Raw genomic sequence first — 17,804 nt, 5'->3', positions numbered from 1 at the left:
CCACTTCACTCCGGCGTTGGTCAGCGGTCCGAAAGTACCGTCGACGTCCAACTGCGGCGTGTGGCCCAGGCCGTTGACGGCACGCTGCTGCGCGGCGATGGAACGGACGCTGGTCAGGCCGCCGGCCGAGCCGTCGCTCGGGGGTTCACCGTTGTATACCGGCTGCCCGCCGACGATGGGGTACGTGGTTCCCGGCATGCCGTTCCGCACCCAGGTCCGGAGATCGTTGCCGGGGCAGGCCGTGGAGCCGATCGCGCTGTGGTACGTCCTGGTGAGCGCCTTTCCCGCGTATCCGTTCGCGGCGTGGTAGAGGCTGCGGATGGAGTTCTTGGCGGTCTGGGTCGCGTCGCCGTCCCGTCCGATGAAGCACACACCGAAGTGGCTCGTGTTGTAGCCCGTCGCATGTGCGCCGACAGTCATCCAGCCTCGCCCCTCGAATATTCGGCCGGAGCGGTCCACCAGGAAGTTGTAACCGATGTCCCACCACCCGTTGCCGTCCATGTGGTAGTTCTGGATGGCCCGGGGAGTCTGGGACGTCGGACCGGCCGAATAGTGCACGGCGAATCCTGTGCGCTGCGACGGCGAGGCGAAGTCCTCGTCGCGAGGTGGACGAGCTCCCCACTGGCCGCGTGAAATGATCTGCAGCCCGTTGGTCTCCTTCCCGGCCGTGGGCATGCCGGGATCCATCGAAGAGCCCGCCTTCGCATACGAAGTGAGGTTTCCGGGACACTCCGTGTCGTAGCCCAGGGAGTGGGGCACCAGGAGGCTTCCCGCCGCCAGGCTCGCCAAGGTCTCGGTCCGGAGATGCCAGATCAGGTTCTTGATCGAATCCCGCATGGCCTGGGTCGGGTTGTCCTCCGAGCGAAGGAGACCACATATCGAATAGAAGCCGGTGTTTCGCCCGATACCGTTCACATGGCCGCGAGCATTGGCCTCGGCTCGCCGGTATCCTCGGCCTTCGTAGATTTCCCCGTGCGGGCATACCAGGAAGTTGTAGTGAATGTCATCAACATCGAAATAGCCGCTCGCCCAAGCCTTTGCTATTTCCACCTGGCAGTCGCGTTCCGAGTCGGGCCGGAACGTGCCCTCTCCTCTGTGGTGAATGAATACACCGCCTGTCCACGGCTCCCACAGGTTTTCGTTCGCCGTCGGAGTTTCGGCACGCATCACGACTGCCGCTTTTCCTAGAGTCGCCGCGAGCAAGGCGATTCGTGGATCTGCGGTGACGTACTGCGCCCAATCCGATCGAGGGCGAAGATGTATCGGCATGATGTGGGCTTTCCTTCCAGGGGTGGGTCGGCCGGTACCTCAAGACGCGTGGGGCCTTGCCTGAGTCGAAGCGCTTTCATGCTCCGGGAGACTCAGGATTGCCCGGCGGCGGGCGCTCGGCCATGCTGTTGCGGCTGACCGCAAAAGGTGAGCTCATCGGGGGAGTACGACATGCTCCGTGTGCACTTCAGCGAGGTCGGCCTGACCAGAACCCCTGCCGAGTCGGCCGACGGACTCGACGCCGGGCTTGAGGCCGTCCTGGCAACTCCAAGGAGGTCGCCCGTCTCGACCGGGCCATCGAAGCTCCCTCGCAGACCGGCCGCCGGCCTCAGCTGACGGTCGGCCATGAAGCCTCGGTGCTCCGACCGCTTTCCTGCACGGCCGTCCCGAGAGTCAGGCAACGACGGTGTACCACCCGGTAATCGGGTCGGTCAGCGCCTTGTCGTCGTAGATGCGGAGCTGCACCTCGGTACCCTCGTCGATGTCGTCGTCAGGGGCGAGCTGAACCTTGTTGGAGTCGATCACCGTCGAGGCGCCCGGCGCCCAGTACTTCGCGTCGACGGCGTTCGTGAACGGGCCTTCGTCCCACTTCAGGCGGACGTAGATCGTGTCGCCGTCGTTGGCGCCGTCGTAGACCCACAGCACATCGTCGTACGGGTGGAATTCGACTTGGGCGACGGTCGTGCTGCCCTTGTATATGTGCATCTTGAGGGCTGTGCCGCCGACATCACGCTTGAAGAAGGTGCCGGAGAGGTCGTTCGCCCAGTCCTCGAGGACACAGGTGTTCAAGCACTGGCCGGTGTCCCGGGTCCACACCATTTTCGAGAGGTCGGTGTTGACGTAGGCGGTGGCCGGGGAAGCGGCGAGCCCCGTACACACCGCGGCGATGCCGAGCGAGAGAACCGCAGACTTGAAACGCATGAGCATTGTCCTTGTCCGATCCGTTGTTGTAACTCCGACTGCCTGTGAGCGTCGTCCCTTTCTCCGGAAAGGACCGCCGACGCGTACGGCCGCGCGGTGGAGAAGGCCGCGGAAGACTGGTCGATCCCCCTACGTGCGTGTACGTTTCGGGTCCTTCAGTGCCTCTCCGCTTATTGCGTTGCCGGACATACTCGCACCCGGGTGTTTGCACAGACAGGCACTTGCGGCACAGCTCAAAAGCCCGGGTTGCAGGCATCCCGGGGCGGCAGCGGTGAGATGTTCGGAACCTCCGACGCACAGGGACCAGGGGGTATGCGGTCTCGGCCAGGTCGATTTCCCAGGCCCGCCTTTCTGCCCGGCGGAAATAGGTCATCGGCTGGTGTCGCGAAGGCGTCGTCGCCTTCGAGGAGTTCGCGAACAGCTCTGCTGCGGCCTTCGCCGGTGGAAGCCGTAGCGTTTCCGCTCGCGCTGCTGCTGGAGTTGGTCAACTCCCGGGCGTACGGGGACGGGTGCCCACCGAAGCCCGATGGCATCCGGCTGTCAGTCCGTTCACGGCCACCGGCACCAAGCGGAGCGGCACCCTCGTCGCCTGCCTCCGCGACGTGGGCCCGCTCGGCCTCGGCATGCTGGTCGGCAACGCCCCCTATAGGTTCCACGGACGGACACGGGCCCGCCCTGATGATCGACTCCGTCGATCCGCTCCGCGTCGAGCGCGATCCGACCGGCACACAGCTGACCTTCCCCCCGCCGGCGCGGAACCGGGGACTGCCCCGGTTCCGCTTGTGCGAGGAGTGATCACCGGCTGCTGCCGGGCGGGCACTGCCCTTTCCGGCCCGCCCGTGGGGCGGCTGTCGGTTACTTCGCGCCCGGCAGGAACGTCCCCGGTTCGGTGGGGGTCACGCCCACCGCCTTGGTCTTCGGGTTGCGGCGCTCCCGTCCGGCCACCCAGTTGGCGAACCAGGAGAGCAGCATGCACATCCCGATGTAGATGGGCGAGATCACCATCACCACGGGGATGAAAGGGAGCCCGTAGTCGAGGTTCGAGGCGATCAGCTTGCCCGCGTGGAGGAACTCCTCGTAGGTGATCAGATAGCCGAGCGAGGTGTCCTTCAGGGCCACCACCAGCTGGCTGATGATGGTCGACAGCATGGCGCGCACGGCCTGCGGGGCCAGGACGAAGGTGGTGACCTGTGTCTTGCGCATGCCGAGGGCGTACCCCGCCTCCCGCTGGCCCCGGTCGACCGAGTTGATTCCGGTACGGAAGACCTCGGCGAGCACGGATCCGTTGTACAGCGTCAGTCCGGCAACGAGCGCGGGCAGCGGCTGCACCTTCAGCGCGACGAAGATGAAGAAGATCATCACCAGGACGGGCATGGCCCGGAAGAACTCGACCAGCAACGTCGAGACCCAGCGCACCGGGCGGTGCACGGACAGCCGCCCGACGGCGAGCACCGCCCCGAGCGCCAGGGAGAGCACCGCCGCGTACGCGAACGCCTTGAGGGTGTTGCCGAGCCCGCGGAGCAGCAGCTCCTGAATGCCCTTGTACGTGAAGGGCCGCCACTTCTCGCTGGTGAACTGGTCGGTGTCGAAGAGCAGGTACAGCACCCAGCCGACCAGCGCCAGGATCACGATCGTCGAGAGGACTCCGTAGGTGAAGTGCCTCTTGCGGGTGACCGGCCCCGGAATGTCGTAGAGGGCGGTCGCGGAGACGGTGGAGTGGGTCATCGGGCGACTCCCCAGCGCTTCTCCATCACGTTGAAGAGCGCACTGATGGTCAGGGTGATGATCAGGTAGCCGACGGCGATCCAGACGAAGGTCCAGATGATGCTGTAGCCGAGTTCGTTGAGGGGCTTGTACACACCGAGCAGTTCGGTGACGCTGAACGCGCCGGCGATCGCCGAGTTCTTGGCGAGGGCGATGAGCGTCGATCCGATCGGCGGGATCACCGAACGGAAGGCCTGCGGCAGCACGACGCTGCCGAGCGTCTGGCCGAAGGACATGCCGAGGCTGCGGGACGCCTCACCCTGTCCCGTGGGCACGGTGTTGATGCCGGAGCGCAGCGCCTCGCAGATGAAGGCCGAGGTGTAGCAGCCGAGGGCGAGGACCGCGAAGACCTGGAACGGCAGCACCAGCCCGAAGCGCGGCAGCCCCAGCAGGACGGCGAAGAAGAGCAGCGTCAGCGGGGTGTTGCGGAGCACCGTCACCCAGACGGTGCCGATCACCCGGAGCGAGCCGACGGGCGCGACCCGGAAGGACGCCATGAGGAAGCCGAGTACGAGCGCCAGGATCGAGGCGTAGACGGTGAGCTCGACGGTGCCGAGGAAGCCCTCGCCGTAGAGGGAGAAGTTCTCTGTGAGTACATCCATGGTGGCCGGCCCCTCAGTTCGCCGGATAGTTGTCGATGGGCGGAGGTGTCGGCGCGGGCACCCCGGACAGGCCCAGCGTCGCCTCGAAGGCCTTCTTCCAGTTGCCGTTCTTCTCGTTCTCTTCGAGGGCGTCGTTGAGGGCGAACCGCAGCGCGTTGTCGCTGCGCGGGACGCCGATGCCGTAGGGCTCCTCGGAGAAGGGCTTGCCGACGACCTTCATCTCGTCCGGGGCCTTGGCCGCGAAGCCCAGCAGGATGGCGTCGTCGGTGGTGACGACGTCGACCTGGTAGGTCAGGAGGTTGTCGACGCAGATCGAGTACGTGTCGTAGGCGACGAGGTCCGCCTTCGGGTAGTCGGCGGCGATGCGCTGGTACGGGGTGGATCCGGCGGCCGAGCAGACGGTCTTGCCCGCCAGGTCCTGCGGCCCGTTGATGTCGTTCTCGTCGGTGCGCACCAGCAGCCCCTGCCCGGCCATGTAGTACGGCCCCGCGAAGCCGACGAGCTTCTTGCGCATGTCGTTGATCGTGTAGGTGCCGACGTAGTAGTCGATCTGCCCGTTCTGGAGTGCCGTCTCACGGTTGGCGGAGGCGATGGTCCGGAAGCGGATCGTGTCCGGTTCGAAGCCGAGGGACGCAGCCATCATGCGGGCGATCTCGATGTCGAAGCCGGAGAAGATGCCGGTGGCCGGATCCTTCTCGCCGAGATAGGGCTGGTCCTCCTTGGCTCCGACGACCAGGTATCCACGCTTCTTGGCCTTCGTCCAGGTCTTGGACTCGGGCAGCTCGAAACCCTTGTCGACCGTGTACTGGGGCAGCGCCCCGGCCTTCGGTCCCTTGACCGGCGGGCTGCCCTCCCGGCCGCATCCGGCGACGAGCACGGCGAGCAGGAGGCAGGCCAGCGCGGCCGCGAGGTTTCTCGTACGCAACACGGTGCCCCCTGTCAGTGCTTGAGGATCTTGGACAGGAAGTCCTTGGCGCGGTCGCTCTCCGGGGCGGTGAAGAAGTCCTCCGGTGTGCGGTCCTCGATGACGCAGCCTTCGGACATGAACACCACGCGGTTGGCCGCCGACCGGGCGAACCCCATCTCGTGCGTGACGACCACCATGGTCATGCCCTCGCGGGCGAGTTGCCGCATGACCTCGAGCACTTCGTTGATCATCTCCGGGTCGAGCGCCGAGGTGGGCTCGTCGAAGAGGAGCGCCTTGGGATCCATCGCCAGCGCGCGGGCGATGGCCACGCGCTGCTGCTGGCCGCCGGAGAGCTGCGCGGGGAGCTTGTCGGCCTGCGAGGCGAGCCCGACCCGCTCCAGCAGTTCACGGGACCGCTGGTCGGCCTCGTCCTTCTTGCGCTTGCGGACCTTGATCTGGGCGAGCGAGACGTTGTCCAGCACGGTCTTGTGCGCGAACAGGTTGAACGACTGGAAGACCATGCCGACTTCGGCCCTGAGCTGAGCAAGCCCCTTCCCCTCCTCGGGAAGGGGGGTCCCGTCGATGGCGATGTAGCCGGACTCGATCGTCTCGAGTCTGTTGATGGTCCGACAGAGCGTTGATTTGCCTGATCCGGAAGGGCCGATGACCACCACCACCTCCCCGCGGCCGACGGTGAGATTGATGTTCTGCAGAACGTGCAACTCTCCGAAATACTTGTGTACGTCCCGCAGCTCGATCAACGGATCGACGGCCATACGCTGCCCTACCCACTTATCGCTGTGTCGAGGTCAGCGCAAACTATGCAGGCCCGCAACGGACTTCTCGCCCGACACGCACCAATAGCGCATAAGGCTGCTTATCGCGCTTTGGGCCCTGGGCCGATCTCCGCAGACTCCGCGTACATCTCGGAGAGCTCCGGGCTACCCGACATCGCCCAGTCCAGACCTGCCGCGACGACGTCGATCTCCCGGCCCGAGGCCAGGCGCACGACCGGCCGGCCGCCGGCCAGGATGTCCCACGCGGCGCCGGGGACGGTGCGCACCAGAACGGTGCCCAGGTACAGGCCCGCGTCGTTGCCCAGCCAGGGCAGCTCCTCCGGGTCGTCGCGCCACAGCGGCGGGAGCTGGTCGAGCGCGGACAACGAGGCGGGACTGTCGTCGAGTTCGAGTCCGGCCTGCCCTGCCCGGGCACGCAGCAGCTCGCATTCTGCGAACAGTTCGGCGATGCCGTCCGGATCGGTTCGGACGGCAGCCGCGAGAGCCACCCCCTGCGTACCGCCCTGACGCTTACGCCAGTTGTCCAGGAAAGGGATGTTCATACCACTAGGATCCCACCTCGGGCCTGTTCCGCGCCGCAGGGCGCGCGACTGTTCCTGATTCGGGACCCGGGACGGAGTTGCCCCGGGCAACCTACCTAAGCTGCGGATATGACATCGCAGAACTATCTCTCCGAACTCTTCTCCCTGGACGGCCGGGTCGCCGTGGTGACCGGCGGAAGTTCGGGCATCGGCAGGGCGATCACCGGGGCGCTCGCACACGCGGGTGCGAGCGTCGTGATCGTGGCGCGCAGGGAGTCGGAGTTGCAGCGGACCGCCGACGAGCTCACGGCGGACGGCTGCCGGGCCGCGTGGGTGAGCGCGGATCTGGGGACGAGCGAGGGTGTGCGCACGGCGGGCGACGAGGCGGCGGCCGTGTTCGGTGAGCCGGACATTCTCGTCAACTGCGCAGGGATCAATCTGCGGCCGCCGATGGACGAGCTCGACGAGGACGTGTGGGACACCACGATGGCGCTGAACCTCAAGGCGCCTCATCTGCTGGGCCGGCGGTACGGACCGGGCATGGCGGAGCGGGGTTACGGGCGGATCATCCACATCACGTCGCAGCAGGCGCACAGGGCGTTCGTGCAGAGCGGTGCCTACGGGGTCTCCAAGGGTGCGCTGGAGTCGCTGGCCCGCTCGGAGGCCGAGGCATGGTCCCCGCGCGGCGTCACGTCCAACACCCTGGTGCCCGGCTTCGTCATGACGCCGCTCAACCGGCGGCTGTCGTCCGATCCCGGAAAGGTGGCGGCACTGGCCGCCCGCACCATGGTCGGCCGCAACGGCCTGGCCGAGGACTTCGCCGGTGCCGCGGTGTTCCTGGCGAGTGCGGCCTCGTCGTACGTCACCGGGCAGTCGATCTTCGTGGACGGCGGATTCTCCGTCCACTGACCGGTACGGAAACGCGCGATGCCGCCCCCGGTGGGGGCGGCATCAAGGCGTACGGGCGCCCGAGATCGGAGTCGGCGACGGAGACAAGATGCTTGGCCGCTGCACCACAGCCCGGCCGGAGCCGGACCGCCAGGATTCGAACCTGGGTCCTCTTTTTTGCAGAAAGAAGTATCCGTTGCCTGCGCACCGGGCGCTCGACGACCTCACCCTAGTTGTCGGTGCCCCCGGCCGCCGCATCTTTTTCCCCGGCGGCGGTCTCCGCGGCGATGGACGCCGTCGCCGCCTCCTTGTCGATGCCCAGCCCCGTGAGGACGCCCGAGCCGCCCTCGAACTCCAGCAGGGCCAGCAGGATGTGCTCCGTCCCCACGTAGTCGTGGCCCAGCCGCAGTGCCTCCCGGAACGTCAGCTCCAGGACCTTGCGCGCTCCCGCGTCGTACGGGATGAGCTCGGGGACCTCCTCGGCCGCCGCCGGCAGGGCGAGGACCACGGCCTCGCGGACCGCGGCCGGTGACACGCCCTGCCCCGTGATCACTCGGGCGGCGAGGGTGTCGGGATCCCCGAGGAGCCCGAGGACCAGGTGCTCGGTGCGCACCTCGTCGTTGCGGGCCGCGTGGGCCTCGTTGTGCGCGCCCACCGCGACGTTCCGGGCCTGCTCGGTGAACCGCCCGAATCCCTGACTCGGGTCCAGGTCCGCCGTCTCGTCGGACTTCTTGGCCACGAACCTCTTCTGGGCGGCCTGCCGGGTGACGCCCATGCTCCTGCCGATGTCTGTCCACGAGGCACCCGAGCGCCGCGCCTGATCGACGAAGTGGCCGATGAGGTGGTCGGCGATCTCGCCGAGGTGATCCGCGGCGACGACTGCTCCGGAGAGCTGCTCCAGTGCGTCGGCGTGGGTCTTCTTGATCGCCTCGATGAGGTCGTCGAGACGGATGGGAGGGTTGGGCCCGAGTGGCTTCGTCATGGGGCAACCCTAGGTTGACAACAAGAAGGGTGTCAACCGATGGTTGACAGCCTGGGGCCCTTGCCTCTGCGCACGCCGCGGGGTTGGCTGAGTCGGAGCAACGGACGTGAACGGAAGGGCATTCGATGACCGGGGACCGCGACGGCATGGTCGTCTACTGGCGGCCCGGCTGCCCGTTCTGCATGAAACTGCGGCTGCGGCTGCGCTTCTCGGGGCTGACCTACACCGAGGTGAACATCTGGAGGGACCCGGAGGCCGCCGCCTTCGTGCGCTCGGTCGCGGACGGCAACGAGACCGTGCCGACGGTCCGGGTGGCTGGGCACGCGATGGTGAACCCGTCCACGCGCGAGGTGGTGCGTGCCGTCACCGAGCACGCCCCGCACCTGCTGCCCACGAAAGGCGGCTGACCCGCCGGTCCCTCAGAAAAGGCCTTCCTGGGTCACCGGGGCGACCGGCCGCCTGTCGGTGCGCGCGGCGCGCGGTGCGGGTTTCTCCACCCCGAACAGCGGCGGCGTACCGCACTCGGCCGGCTCGGCCGGGATGACGACGGGGCCGGTGCCCACGTCCAGCAGGAGTGGGGCGTCGGGATCGAAGTCCGCGGGGGTCATGGCCGTCCAGTCGCGGCCCTCGCGTTCGTTCACCGGACTCCCCCGCCCGGCGCTCAGAGGTCGAGGTCCACGACCACCGGGGCGTGATCGGACGCGCCCTTCCCCTTGCGCTCCTCGCGGTCGACGTAGCTGTCCTTGACGGCCGCCGTGAACGGGGCGTTGCCGTAGACGAGGTCGATGCGCATGCCCCTGTTCTTCGGGAAGCGCAGCTCGCGGTAGTCCCAGAAGGTGTACGGACGGTCGTACTTGAGCGGTCGGGGCATCACGTCCGACAGCCCCTCCTCGCGGAGCGTGGCCAGCGCGGCGCGCTCGGCGGGGGTCACATGGGTGGCCCCCTCGAAAAGCGCCGGGTCCCAGACGTCCTCGTCCGTCGGCGCGACGTTGAAGTCACCGAGGACGGCGAACGGCAGGGTCCCCGCGGCGTCCTCGGCGACCGCCTTCTGCAGGGCCTCGAACCAGCTCAGCTTGTACGCGTAGTGATCGTGCGCGACCTCGCGGCCGTTGGGGACGTAGACCGACCAGACGCGGACCGGACCGCACGTCGCGGAGATCGCCCTCGGCTCCTGCACGCCTTCGTAGGCGGGCCCGTCGGGCAGGCCCGTCACCACGTCCTGGAGGCCCACCCGGGAGACCAGCGCCACCCCGTTCCACCGGCCCGTGGCGTTCACCGCGGACTCGTAGCCCAGTTCGCGCAGCGCTTCGGCGGGGAACTGCTCGGCCGTGCACTTGGTCTCCTGGATGCACAGCACGTCCGTGCCGGTGCTCTCCAGCCAGGCCAGCAGCCTCGGGAGCCGGGCGGTGATCGAATTGACGTTCCAGGTGGCAATGCGCATGCAGTAAACCTATCCGCTCCCACTGACAGTCGTACCGCGGTCCCCCGCTCCCGGCGGGTCAGAGCCGGGTCGTGTCGCCCGGAGTCAGCCGGCCGTGATCGGCTCCGCCCAGGCCGCCGATCTGCCGGTCGTAGATCGGGCGGGCAAGATCGGTGAGCAGGGCGTCATGGATGTCGATCGCGCGCCGCGGCTTCACCTCACGTACGTAGTCGATGACCTCCGAGATCTTGCTCCAGGGGGCCATCACCGGCAGCATCAGCGTGTCCACGGGGTGGTCCGGAACGGTCAGGGCGTCGCCCGGGTGGAAAACCGAACCGCCCACCAGGAAGCCGATGTTGGTGACCCTCGGGATGTCCGGGTGAATCACCGCGTGCAGCTCTCCGTGCACCTGTACGTCGAACCCGGCGGCGGTGAACGTGTCGCCGTGGCCGACCGTGTGGACGCGCCCGGGGAACGCGGCGGAGAGCTGCCCGGCCACGCTGCGCAGGGTCCACACCTGCGCGGCCGGGTTGGACTCCAGACCCGCCCGCACCCGGGCCTCGTCGAAGTGGTCCGGGTGCTCGTGCGTCACCAGGATCGCGTCGGCACCGACGGCGGCGTCGTCCTCCGAGAAGCCGCCGGGGTCGATGACGAGCGCCTGGCCCTGTCGCTCCAGTCGGATGCAGGAGTGCGCGTGCTTCGTGAGGGTGAGAGAAGGTGCGTTCATACGCACATCCTGCTACGCGGGAGGTGTGGTTTCCTCCTGGATCACGGACTGCGCGATGGCGAACGCGGCGCCGGCCGCCGGGATGCCGCAGTAGACGGCCGTCTGCAGCAGCACCTCCTTGATCTCGACGGGGGTGAGTCCGTTGCGCAGCGCCGCCCTCACGTGCTGCGCGAGGGTCTCCAGATGGCCGGAGCCGACCACCGCGGTGAGCGTGACGCAACTGCGGGCCCTGCGGTCGAGACCTTCACGGTTCCAGATCTCGCCCCAGGCGTAGCGGGTGACGAGCTCCTCGAAGTCGTCGGTGAAGGCGTCCGACGCCGCCGTGGCAGCATCCACGTGGGCGTCGCCGAGCACCTCGCGACGGATCTTCATCCCGCTGTCGTACCGGTCCGGCCGCCCCATGGTGGCCGCTTCGGGTGCGGCCCCGGATCCGATCTCCGCGACGGGCACCACGGGCACGAACGGAGCGGTGAGCCCCGGCCCGGCCGGTACCGGGATCGAGGCCAGGGTGTCCTGCCAGGTCGTGGAGAAGTGCATGAGGAGCAGATCGGTGACGGCACCGGGCTGCTCGACGGGGGCCAGGTGGGAGGCTCCGGGGACGAGGGCGAGCCGGGCGTCCGGGATGCCGGCGACGAGGGTACGTGCCTCAGCGGGTCCGGTGACCTTGTCCTCGGCGCCGACCAGGACGAGGGTCGGGACGCCGATCCGGGAGAGTTCCGTACGGATGTCGAAGGAGGCCAGGGCCTCGCAGGAGGCGATGTAGCAACCGGGGTCGGTGGTGCGCACCATCTGGACGGCCCACTCGACGATGGCCGGCTGGGCGGCGGCGAAGTGGGGGGTGAACCAGCGCTCCGGGGCGGTGCGGGCGATCGGCTCCAGTCCGTTGCTGCGGACGATCACGCCACGCTGCCGGAATTCGTCGGCGGTGCCGAAGCGGGGCGAGGCCGCGACCAGCACGAGCGAAGCGACCCTGTGCGGGTGGCGCAGCGCGAGGTCGGCGCCCACGGCGCCGCCGATGGAACAGCCCGCGTATCCGAAGCGCTGGACGCCCACGCTGTCCAGCGTGGCGAGCAGACGGTCGGCGAGGTCGGTGACGGCCACCGCGGAGTGGGCGGGAGCTCCGCCGTGCCCGGGCAGGTCGTACCGGAAGATTCTCCAGTGCTGCGAGAGCTCAGGTACCTGGCGGTCCCACATGTGCCAGGTCGTTCCGAGAGAGGGACCGATGACGAGGACAGGTGCGTCGTCCGGCCCGTCGAAGCGGTACTGGAGCAGCTGACCCGCCTGCGAGGCCTGGGGCTGCGGGATGGGCCGGCCCTGGGGCTGCGGGCCCTGCGGCTGCGGGCCCTGGGGCTGCGGGATCGGGCGGCTCTGGGGCTGCGGGCCCTGCGGCTGCGGGATCGGCCGGCCCTGGGGCTCCGGGATCTGCGGGCCGTGCGGCGGCTGCGTGTGCTGCGGGGCGCTGTGCGTTGTCTGCGCCGGCCCGGGGTGCAGCGGTGCCTGCGCGAACCCCTGCTGCCGCGACGGCTCCGGGCGCTGCTGCCCCTGCGACGGCCCGGGGTACTGCGGAGGCGCGCCAAGCTGCGGCGCCTGGGGTGACTGTGCCTCCGCCGGGGCCCCCGGGTACTGCTGGAGCGGCCGGAGCAGCTGCAGGGGTGCGAGCTGCTCCGCCGAGAGCGGCTGAGTGGTCTCGACGGACCGGCCCTGCTCCGCGTGCCGCGGGCCCTGTGGCGTATCGGGGTGCTGCGGCGGGACGGCCTCCCCGTGCGCCGTCGCCGTGCCTGCGTACTGCTGCCCGGGTATCGCCTGCGGGATCCGCTGGACCGGCTCGCCCTGCACCGGCTGTGCGGCCGTCTGCGGCAGGCCGTCCCGGTGCGGGGGCTGCGGCACCGGTTCGTGCGCGGGGCCGGGCTGCCGACTCCGGTCGTCCTGTGCTGGTTCCACGGGGTGCGGGGGCTGCGGTTGCGGGGGGTGGGGGGCTTGGGCGGGCTGCGGGGTCGTCTCGCTCACTTCACTCACTCGCTCCAGGGTAATGAGCAGCCCGGCCGCTCCCCGTCAGGGGGTCGCCGCAGACACGACGTAGACGACCGGGGCGGCCGGATCCGTCATGTTGACGGTGATGTCCTGCGTGGGGCGCGGGTCCTTGTTCTTGTGGACGGTTCCCGCCCAGTCGACGCCCGGCCCGAAGTACCAGCCGGTGATCTTGACGTCGCGTTCGGCGATGGTGACCTTGCCGGTCTCCAGCGCCGCGCGTCCGGTCCCGACGCCGCTCAGGAACCGGTCGAGCCCCGCGGATGTCGTACGGAACTTCACGTACATCCGGCTGGCCTTCCAGTTGTTCGTCTCGTAGTACTGGACCCCGATCGCATTGCCGGGGATCGGCAGCTCGAAGATCCGGCGCTGCATGCCGGACGGCCAGCTCTCGCGCAGTCCCTGCGCGGCGGCCTCGGCCTCCTTGTCCTTGCCCGAGCGCCGGCTCTGGCCGGCGGAGATCACCAGATAGCCGGCCGGGATGCCGATCAGCAGCACGATGATCGTCAGGGTGATCAGCCGTCGGCGGATCACCCGGCGCCGGTCCGGCGGAGGAGTCCCGTCACCGCCGGAATCCGAAGATCCGGAAGAAGGGGACTGGCGCGGCACGGCGCGGTGCTCGGCTGCGGTCATGGTCGGTGGTCCCTCGAAGCTACGGTGCGGAGTTGCGGAGCACGGGCGGAGTGCGGGTGGCCGGAAGTGCCGCTGATCAGTCGGCGGCGCGGGTGCTCCGCGAGTTGCGGATGGTGCTCGCCGCCTGGTCGTAGAACTGCGCGTACCGCTCGTACCGCTCGACGCGCCGGCGGTTGGTCCGGCGGAATCTGCGGGCGACCAGGCGTGCCAGGTCCGCGGCGCCGACCATACCCGCCTCCGGGCCGAGCTGTGCCTTCGCGATCCGGGCCTCGGGACGGTATCCGCGGCCGGTGAGGTGGCGTTTGAAGGCGTCCCTGGCCGGGCCGATCAGGAGGTCGTCGGCCGCGCTCACACCGCCGCCGATGACGAAGCAGGACGGGTCCAGGGCGGCCGCGAGGTTGGCGATGCCGACACCCAGCCACTGGCCGATGTCCTGGAGGAGCTCGACGCACATCGCGTCGCCCTCGCGGGCCAGTTCGGTGATGAGCGGCCCGGTGATGTCGGGGATGTTGCCCTTGACCCGCTCGATGATTCCGTGTGCCACCGGGGAGTCCGCCGCGGCCAGTTCCCTGGCCTCGCGCACCAGCGCGTTGCCCGAGCTGTACTGCTCCCAGCAGCCGCGGTTCCCGCACGGGCAGCGGTGCCCGCCGGGCACCACCTGCATGTGCCCGAACTCACCCGCGACGCCGTACTTGCCGCGCTTGACGTGCCCGTCCTCCAGGATCGCGCCGCCGATGCCGGTGCCGAGCGTGATCATGACCAGATGGTCCTCGCCGCGGCCGGCGCCGAAGCGCCACTCCGCCCACGCCGCCGTGTTGGCGTCGTTGTCGACCATGACGGGGACCACGAGGCGGGAGGCGATGGCGTCCCGGAGGGGTTCGTCGCGCCAGGCCAGGTGCGGGGCGAACAGCACCTTGGAGCGGTCGGCGTCGACCCAGCCCGCCGCGCCGATGCCGACGGCGTGCACGTCGTGCCGGTCGGAGAGGTCCAGGACCAGTTCGACGATGGTGTCCTCGACGACCTTGGGGCTCTTGGACTTGTCCGGCGTCTCGGTACGCAGGGTCTCCAGGATGTTGCCGTCCGCGTCGACGACGCCGGCCATCACCTTCGTACCCCCGATGTCGATGCCGACGGTGGGGACACGGGGCGCTGTGAGGTGCGAGCGCCGCTCCCGGGTTCCTACGGTCCGCAGGACGGTGGCGCGGGCGGAGCCGCGGTGTGCGAAGTCGCGGTACGTGCTCATCGTCCCTGCGCAGGTCGGGGGGCCGGCTGGTCGTTCTTCCGGCGGCGGACGGTGCCCGCCGTGCTCGATTCTGCCATTCCCACGCCCCCGTGACCGGTGGACGGCCCGGGGGCGGGGAACATCAGGGACGTCTACGGGGTGTCGTCGCCGACCGGACGGCCGCCGATGCGGTCCGGCGCGGGGGCCCGCTCGAGCTCGTGGCTGAGCTCCTCCAGCTCGCTGCCACCGGCCATCTGACGGGTCAGTTCGTCGAGCGTGACGCTGTCCCGGGTGTGGCTGCCGGACATCGCGCCGCGCTTGAGCAGGACGAAACGGTCGCCCACGAGGTAGGCGTGGTGCGGGTTGTGCGTGATGAGAACCACGCCGAGCCCGGCGTCCCGGGCGGCCGCGACGTACTTCAGCACGACACCGGACTGCTTGACCCCGAGCGCCGCGGTGGGCTCGTCCAGGACGAGGACCTTGGCGCCGAAGTACACGGCGCGGGCGATGGCCACGCACTGGCGCTCACCGCCGGACAGGGTGCCGATCGGCTGGTCGACGTCCCGCAGGTCGATGCCCATGCGCAACAGCTCCGCGCGGGTCGTCGTGCGCATCAGCTCCACGTCGAGGCGCCTGAACGGGCCGGCGCCCTTCGTCGGCTCCGAGCCGAGGAAGAAGTTGCGCCAGACCGGCATCAGCGGGACGACGGCGAGGTCCTGGTAGACGGTGGCGATGCCCCGGTCCAGGGCGTCGCGCGGGTTGGCGAGCGTGGTCTCCTCGCCGTCGATCAGGAACGTCCCGGAGTCGTGCCGGTGCAGTCCCGCGATGATCTTGATGAGGGTGGACTTGCCCGCGCCGTTGTCCCCGAGGACGCAGGAGATCTCGCCCGAGTGGACCTCCAGCGAGACGTTCTCCAGGGCCTTGATGTTGCCGTAGAACTTGCTGACGTGCTCGAGCGCGACGAGCGCCCGCCGGGCCGAGTCCCGGGGAGCCGGATCCTGGGGGGCCGTCATTTCGTCGCCTCCGCGCGCTTGCGTACCCATGCGTTGAGCAGGGTGGCCAGGAGCAGCATCGCCCCCAGGAAGAACTTGAACCAGTCGGGGTTCCACTCCGCGTACACGATGCCCTTGCTGGTCATGCCGAAGATGATCGCGCCGACCGCGGACCCGATCGCGGACCCGTAGCCGCCGGTGATCAGGCAGCCGCCGATGACGGCCGCGATGATGTACGTCAGTTCGTTGCCGACGCCCTCGCCCGACTGCACCACGTCGTAGGAGAACAGCAGGTGCTGTCCGGAGACCCAGGCGGCGAAGGCGACCCCGAGGTAGAGCCCGACCTTCGTACGGATCACCGGTACGCCGACTGCGCGCGCCGCGTCGGCCTCGCCGCCGACGGCGAAGATCCAGTTCCCGAAGCGGGTGCGGAGCAGGATCCAGGTGGCGACGGCGACGATCACCACCCACCACAGGATGGTGACCTTGAGCTCGATGTCGCCGATGGTGAGGTGGGAGGCGAAGACCTTGCGGGCCGAGTCGAAGCCCTCCATGTCGCCGATCGCCTTGGTCGACACGGTGTCGCTGATCAGCTTGGTGAAGCCGAGGTTGAGGCCGGTCAGCATGAGGAACGTGCCGAGCGTGATGATGAAGCTGGGCAGTTTGGTGCGGGTCAGCATGAAGCCGTTGAACGCGCCGAAGCACAGGGTGACCAGCAGCGACACGAAGACGCCGACCCAGACGTTGGCGGTCATCTGGTAGCTGAACATCGACGAGATCAGCGCGGAGCTGGTCACCATCACACCGGCGGAGAGGTCGAACTCGCCGCCGATCATCAGGAGCGCCACCGGCGCCGCCATGATCCCGATGGTGGACGCCGCGTACAGCACCGTGCCGAAGCTGGACATCTGCAGGAAGTTGTCGGCGACGATCGCGAAGAAGAGGAAGACGGCCACGGCGCCGACGACGGAGCCGAGCTCGGGGCGGCCGAGGAGCCTGCGCAGCGGTGAGGTGCGCAGCAGCCGTTCGTCGGTCTTCTCCGGGGCCGCCGGTTGCCCGGTCGCTGTCATCGGGTCCCCCGCTTCGTGTACTCGGCGAGCTCGTCGGCGTCGTCGGCGGTGATGATCTGCGGCCCGGTCAGGACGGGCAGGCCTCCGCCGAGCACATTGCGGTTGTAGCGGTAGAGCCAGAGCAGGTCGACGGCCTCGTACCCCTGGAGGTAGGGCTGCTGGTCGACGGCGAAGCCGAGGGTCTTGTTCTGCAGGCCTGTGGCGACACTGGCGTTCAGGTCGAAGGTGTCGATCTCGGCCTTGCTGCCCGCGGTCTGCTTCGCCTTGACCGCGGCCGCGGCAAAGGGGGCGCCGAGGGTGACGACCGCGTCGATGCTCTTGTCGGCGTCGAGCTTCGCCTCGATGGAGGCCTGGACGTCGGGCATGTTGGTGCCGTCGACGTACAGGTTCTGCATCGTGCCGTCGAAGCTCTCCTTCGCTCCGCCGCAGCGCTGCTCGTGGCCGACGTTGCCCTGTTCGTGCAGGACGCAGAGCGCCTTCTTGCGGCCCCGCTTGTCGAGCTCGTCGCCGACGGCCTCGCCCGCGATCGCCTCGTCCTGCCCGATGTGGGTCAGGGCGCCGAAGGCCTTGGACTCGGCGGAGCCCGAGTTCACCGTGATCACGGGGATGCCGGCCTCGGTGGCCTTGGCGACGACGGCCTTCATCGCGTCGGGCTTGGCCAGCGAGACGATCAGCCCGTCGACGCCCTTGTCGATCGCGGTCTGGACGAGCTCGGCCTGCTGCTGCGCCTCGTCGTTGTGCGAGTAGAGGAAGTTGATGTTGTCCTTGACGGCGGCCTGCTCGGCGCCCTTCTGGACGATGTCCCAGAAGGTGTCGCCGTCGCCCGAGTGGGTGACCATGGCGAAGGTCCAGCGGGGCGTGTTCACCGCGGACCGGCCCTCGGCGGCCTCCTCGGCAGCGCGCTCCTCCGCCCGCTTGCCACCGGTGCTGCTGCATCCCATGAGGGAGGCTCCCAGGACCGCTGCCAGCACGGCACCCATCGCACGTACCCCTGTCCGAACCCTTGCCACGACGCCGTGCCCTTCTTGTGCTGCTCGCTGTGCTGCCTGGTGGAGCCGGGG

The 17,804-nt window shown here is 68.9% G+C and carries 19 protein-coding genes; 2 read left to right on the top strand and 17 right to left on the bottom strand.

Going from position 1 to position 17,804, the window contains the following annotated elements:
• The 7 genes from ACFW9O_RS20170 to ACFW9O_RS20140 all read right to left on the bottom strand — a co-directional run.
• A partial coding sequence (locus tag ACFW9O_RS20170) for an N-acetylmuramoyl-L-alanine amidase (protein ID WP_384611016.1) occupies positions 1-1,269 on the bottom strand: 1,269 nt, incomplete at its 3' end.
• A 393-nt stretch (positions 1,270-1,662) separates the two neighbouring features.
• On the bottom strand, positions 1,663-2,190 hold the full coding sequence (locus ACFW9O_RS20165; RefSeq protein WP_384611014.1) for a hypothetical protein: 528 nt from the start codon (positions 2,188-2,190) through the stop codon (positions 1,663-1,665).
• An 855-nt stretch (positions 2,191-3,045) separates the two neighbouring features.
• Entirely contained in the window at positions 3,046-3,915 is an 870-nt protein-coding gene (locus tag ACFW9O_RS20160; protein WP_384611012.1) for an amino acid ABC transporter permease, read from the bottom strand.
• Complete coding sequence (locus ACFW9O_RS20155) at positions 3,912-4,556, bottom strand: amino acid ABC transporter permease (RefSeq protein WP_384611010.1); 645 nt, start codon at positions 4,554-4,556, stop codon at positions 3,912-3,914. Before ACFW9O_RS20155 ends, ACFW9O_RS20160 begins: the two co-directional genes overlap by 4 nt.
• Before the next feature lie 13 nt (positions 4,557-4,569).
• Complete coding sequence (locus ACFW9O_RS20150) at positions 4,570-5,484, bottom strand: glutamate ABC transporter substrate-binding protein (protein ID WP_351174144.1); 915 nt, start codon at positions 5,482-5,484, stop codon at positions 4,570-4,572.
• Between the two features lie 11 nt (positions 5,485-5,495).
• Entirely contained in the window at positions 5,496-6,239 is a 744-nt protein-coding gene (locus tag ACFW9O_RS20145) for an amino acid ABC transporter ATP-binding protein (RefSeq protein ID WP_351174141.1), read from the bottom strand.
• A gap of 101 nt (positions 6,240-6,340) precedes the next feature.
• Positions 6,341-6,802, bottom strand: a complete 462-nt coding sequence (locus ACFW9O_RS20140; RefSeq protein WP_384611008.1) for a DUF6278 family protein — start codon at positions 6,800-6,802, stop codon at positions 6,341-6,343.
• Between the two features lie 108 nt (positions 6,803-6,910).
• Between ACFW9O_RS20140 and ACFW9O_RS20135 the strand changes: the two genes are divergently transcribed.
• Positions 6,911-7,690, top strand: a complete 780-nt coding sequence (locus tag ACFW9O_RS20135) for an SDR family NAD(P)-dependent oxidoreductase (protein ID WP_384611007.1) — start codon at positions 6,911-6,913, stop codon at positions 7,688-7,690.
• A 208-nt stretch (positions 7,691-7,898) separates the two neighbouring features.
• Here the strand turns inward: ACFW9O_RS20135 and ACFW9O_RS20130 are convergent, their stop codons facing one another.
• Complete coding sequence (locus ACFW9O_RS20130) at positions 7,899-8,651, bottom strand: Clp protease N-terminal domain-containing protein (protein ID WP_384611005.1); 753 nt, start codon at positions 8,649-8,651, stop codon at positions 7,899-7,901.
• Positions 8,652-8,776: 125 nt separating this feature from the next.
• Here ACFW9O_RS20130 and ACFW9O_RS20125 point away from each other — a divergent pair, with 125 nt between their 5' ends.
• Positions 8,777-9,058 carry a mycoredoxin gene (locus tag ACFW9O_RS20125; RefSeq protein ID WP_384611003.1) on the top strand — a complete coding sequence of 94 codons (282 nt, stop codon included), beginning with the start codon at positions 8,777-8,779 and terminating at the stop codon, positions 9,056-9,058.
• A 12-nt stretch (positions 9,059-9,070) separates the two neighbouring features.
• Here ACFW9O_RS20125 and ACFW9O_RS20120 read toward each other — a convergent pair whose 3' ends face one another.
• The 9 genes from ACFW9O_RS20120 to ACFW9O_RS20080 form a co-directional block, all read right to left on the bottom strand.
• Positions 9,071-9,292: a hypothetical protein gene (locus tag ACFW9O_RS20120; RefSeq protein ID WP_351174129.1), complete on the bottom strand. Its 222-nt coding sequence runs from the start codon at positions 9,290-9,292 to the stop codon at positions 9,071-9,073.
• A gap of 20 nt (positions 9,293-9,312) precedes the next feature.
• Positions 9,313-10,092, bottom strand: coding sequence for an exodeoxyribonuclease III (locus ACFW9O_RS20115; RefSeq protein WP_384611001.1), 780 nt, complete (start codon positions 10,090-10,092; stop codon positions 9,313-9,315).
• 58 nt (positions 10,093-10,150) lie between these two features.
• Positions 10,151-10,798, bottom strand: coding sequence for an MBL fold metallo-hydrolase (locus tag ACFW9O_RS20110; protein WP_384610999.1), 648 nt, complete (start codon positions 10,796-10,798; stop codon positions 10,151-10,153).
• 12 nt (positions 10,799-10,810) lie between these two features.
• Positions 10,811-12,814, bottom strand: a complete 2,004-nt coding sequence (locus tag ACFW9O_RS20105) for an alpha/beta fold hydrolase (RefSeq protein ID WP_384610998.1) — start codon at positions 12,812-12,814, stop codon at positions 10,811-10,813.
• Between the two features lie 36 nt (positions 12,815-12,850).
• On the bottom strand, positions 12,851-13,459 hold the full coding sequence (locus ACFW9O_RS20100) for a hypothetical protein (RefSeq protein ID WP_351174120.1): 609 nt from the start codon (positions 13,457-13,459) through the stop codon (positions 12,851-12,853).
• A gap of 76 nt (positions 13,460-13,535) precedes the next feature.
• On the bottom strand, positions 13,536-14,702 hold the full coding sequence (locus ACFW9O_RS20095; protein ID WP_383186360.1) for an ROK family glucokinase: 1,167 nt from the start codon (positions 14,700-14,702) through the stop codon (positions 13,536-13,538).
• A gap of 131 nt (positions 14,703-14,833) precedes the next feature.
• Entirely contained in the window at positions 14,834-15,694 is an 861-nt protein-coding gene (locus ACFW9O_RS20090) for an ATP-binding cassette domain-containing protein (RefSeq protein ID WP_384610995.1), read from the bottom strand.
• Positions 15,691-16,743: an ABC transporter permease gene (locus tag ACFW9O_RS20085; protein WP_384610993.1), complete on the bottom strand. Its 1,053-nt coding sequence runs from the start codon at positions 16,741-16,743 to the stop codon at positions 15,691-15,693. Before ACFW9O_RS20085 ends, ACFW9O_RS20090 begins: the two co-directional genes overlap by 4 nt.
• Complete coding sequence (locus ACFW9O_RS20080; RefSeq protein WP_384610991.1) at positions 16,740-17,723, bottom strand: sugar ABC transporter substrate-binding protein; 984 nt, start codon at positions 17,721-17,723, stop codon at positions 16,740-16,742. The genes ACFW9O_RS20085 and ACFW9O_RS20080 overlap by 4 nt, the downstream gene beginning before the upstream one ends.
• Positions 17,724-17,804 lie beyond the last annotated feature (81 nt).

This window comes from Streptomyces sp. NPDC059499 (genome assembly GCF_042749285.1).
In the GTDB taxonomy this organism is placed as follows: Bacteria; Actinomycetota; Actinomycetes; order Streptomycetales; family Streptomycetaceae; genus Streptomyces.
Note: the sequence above shows the minus strand (reverse complement) of the source record. Positions and strands in the feature narration are given on the sequence as shown.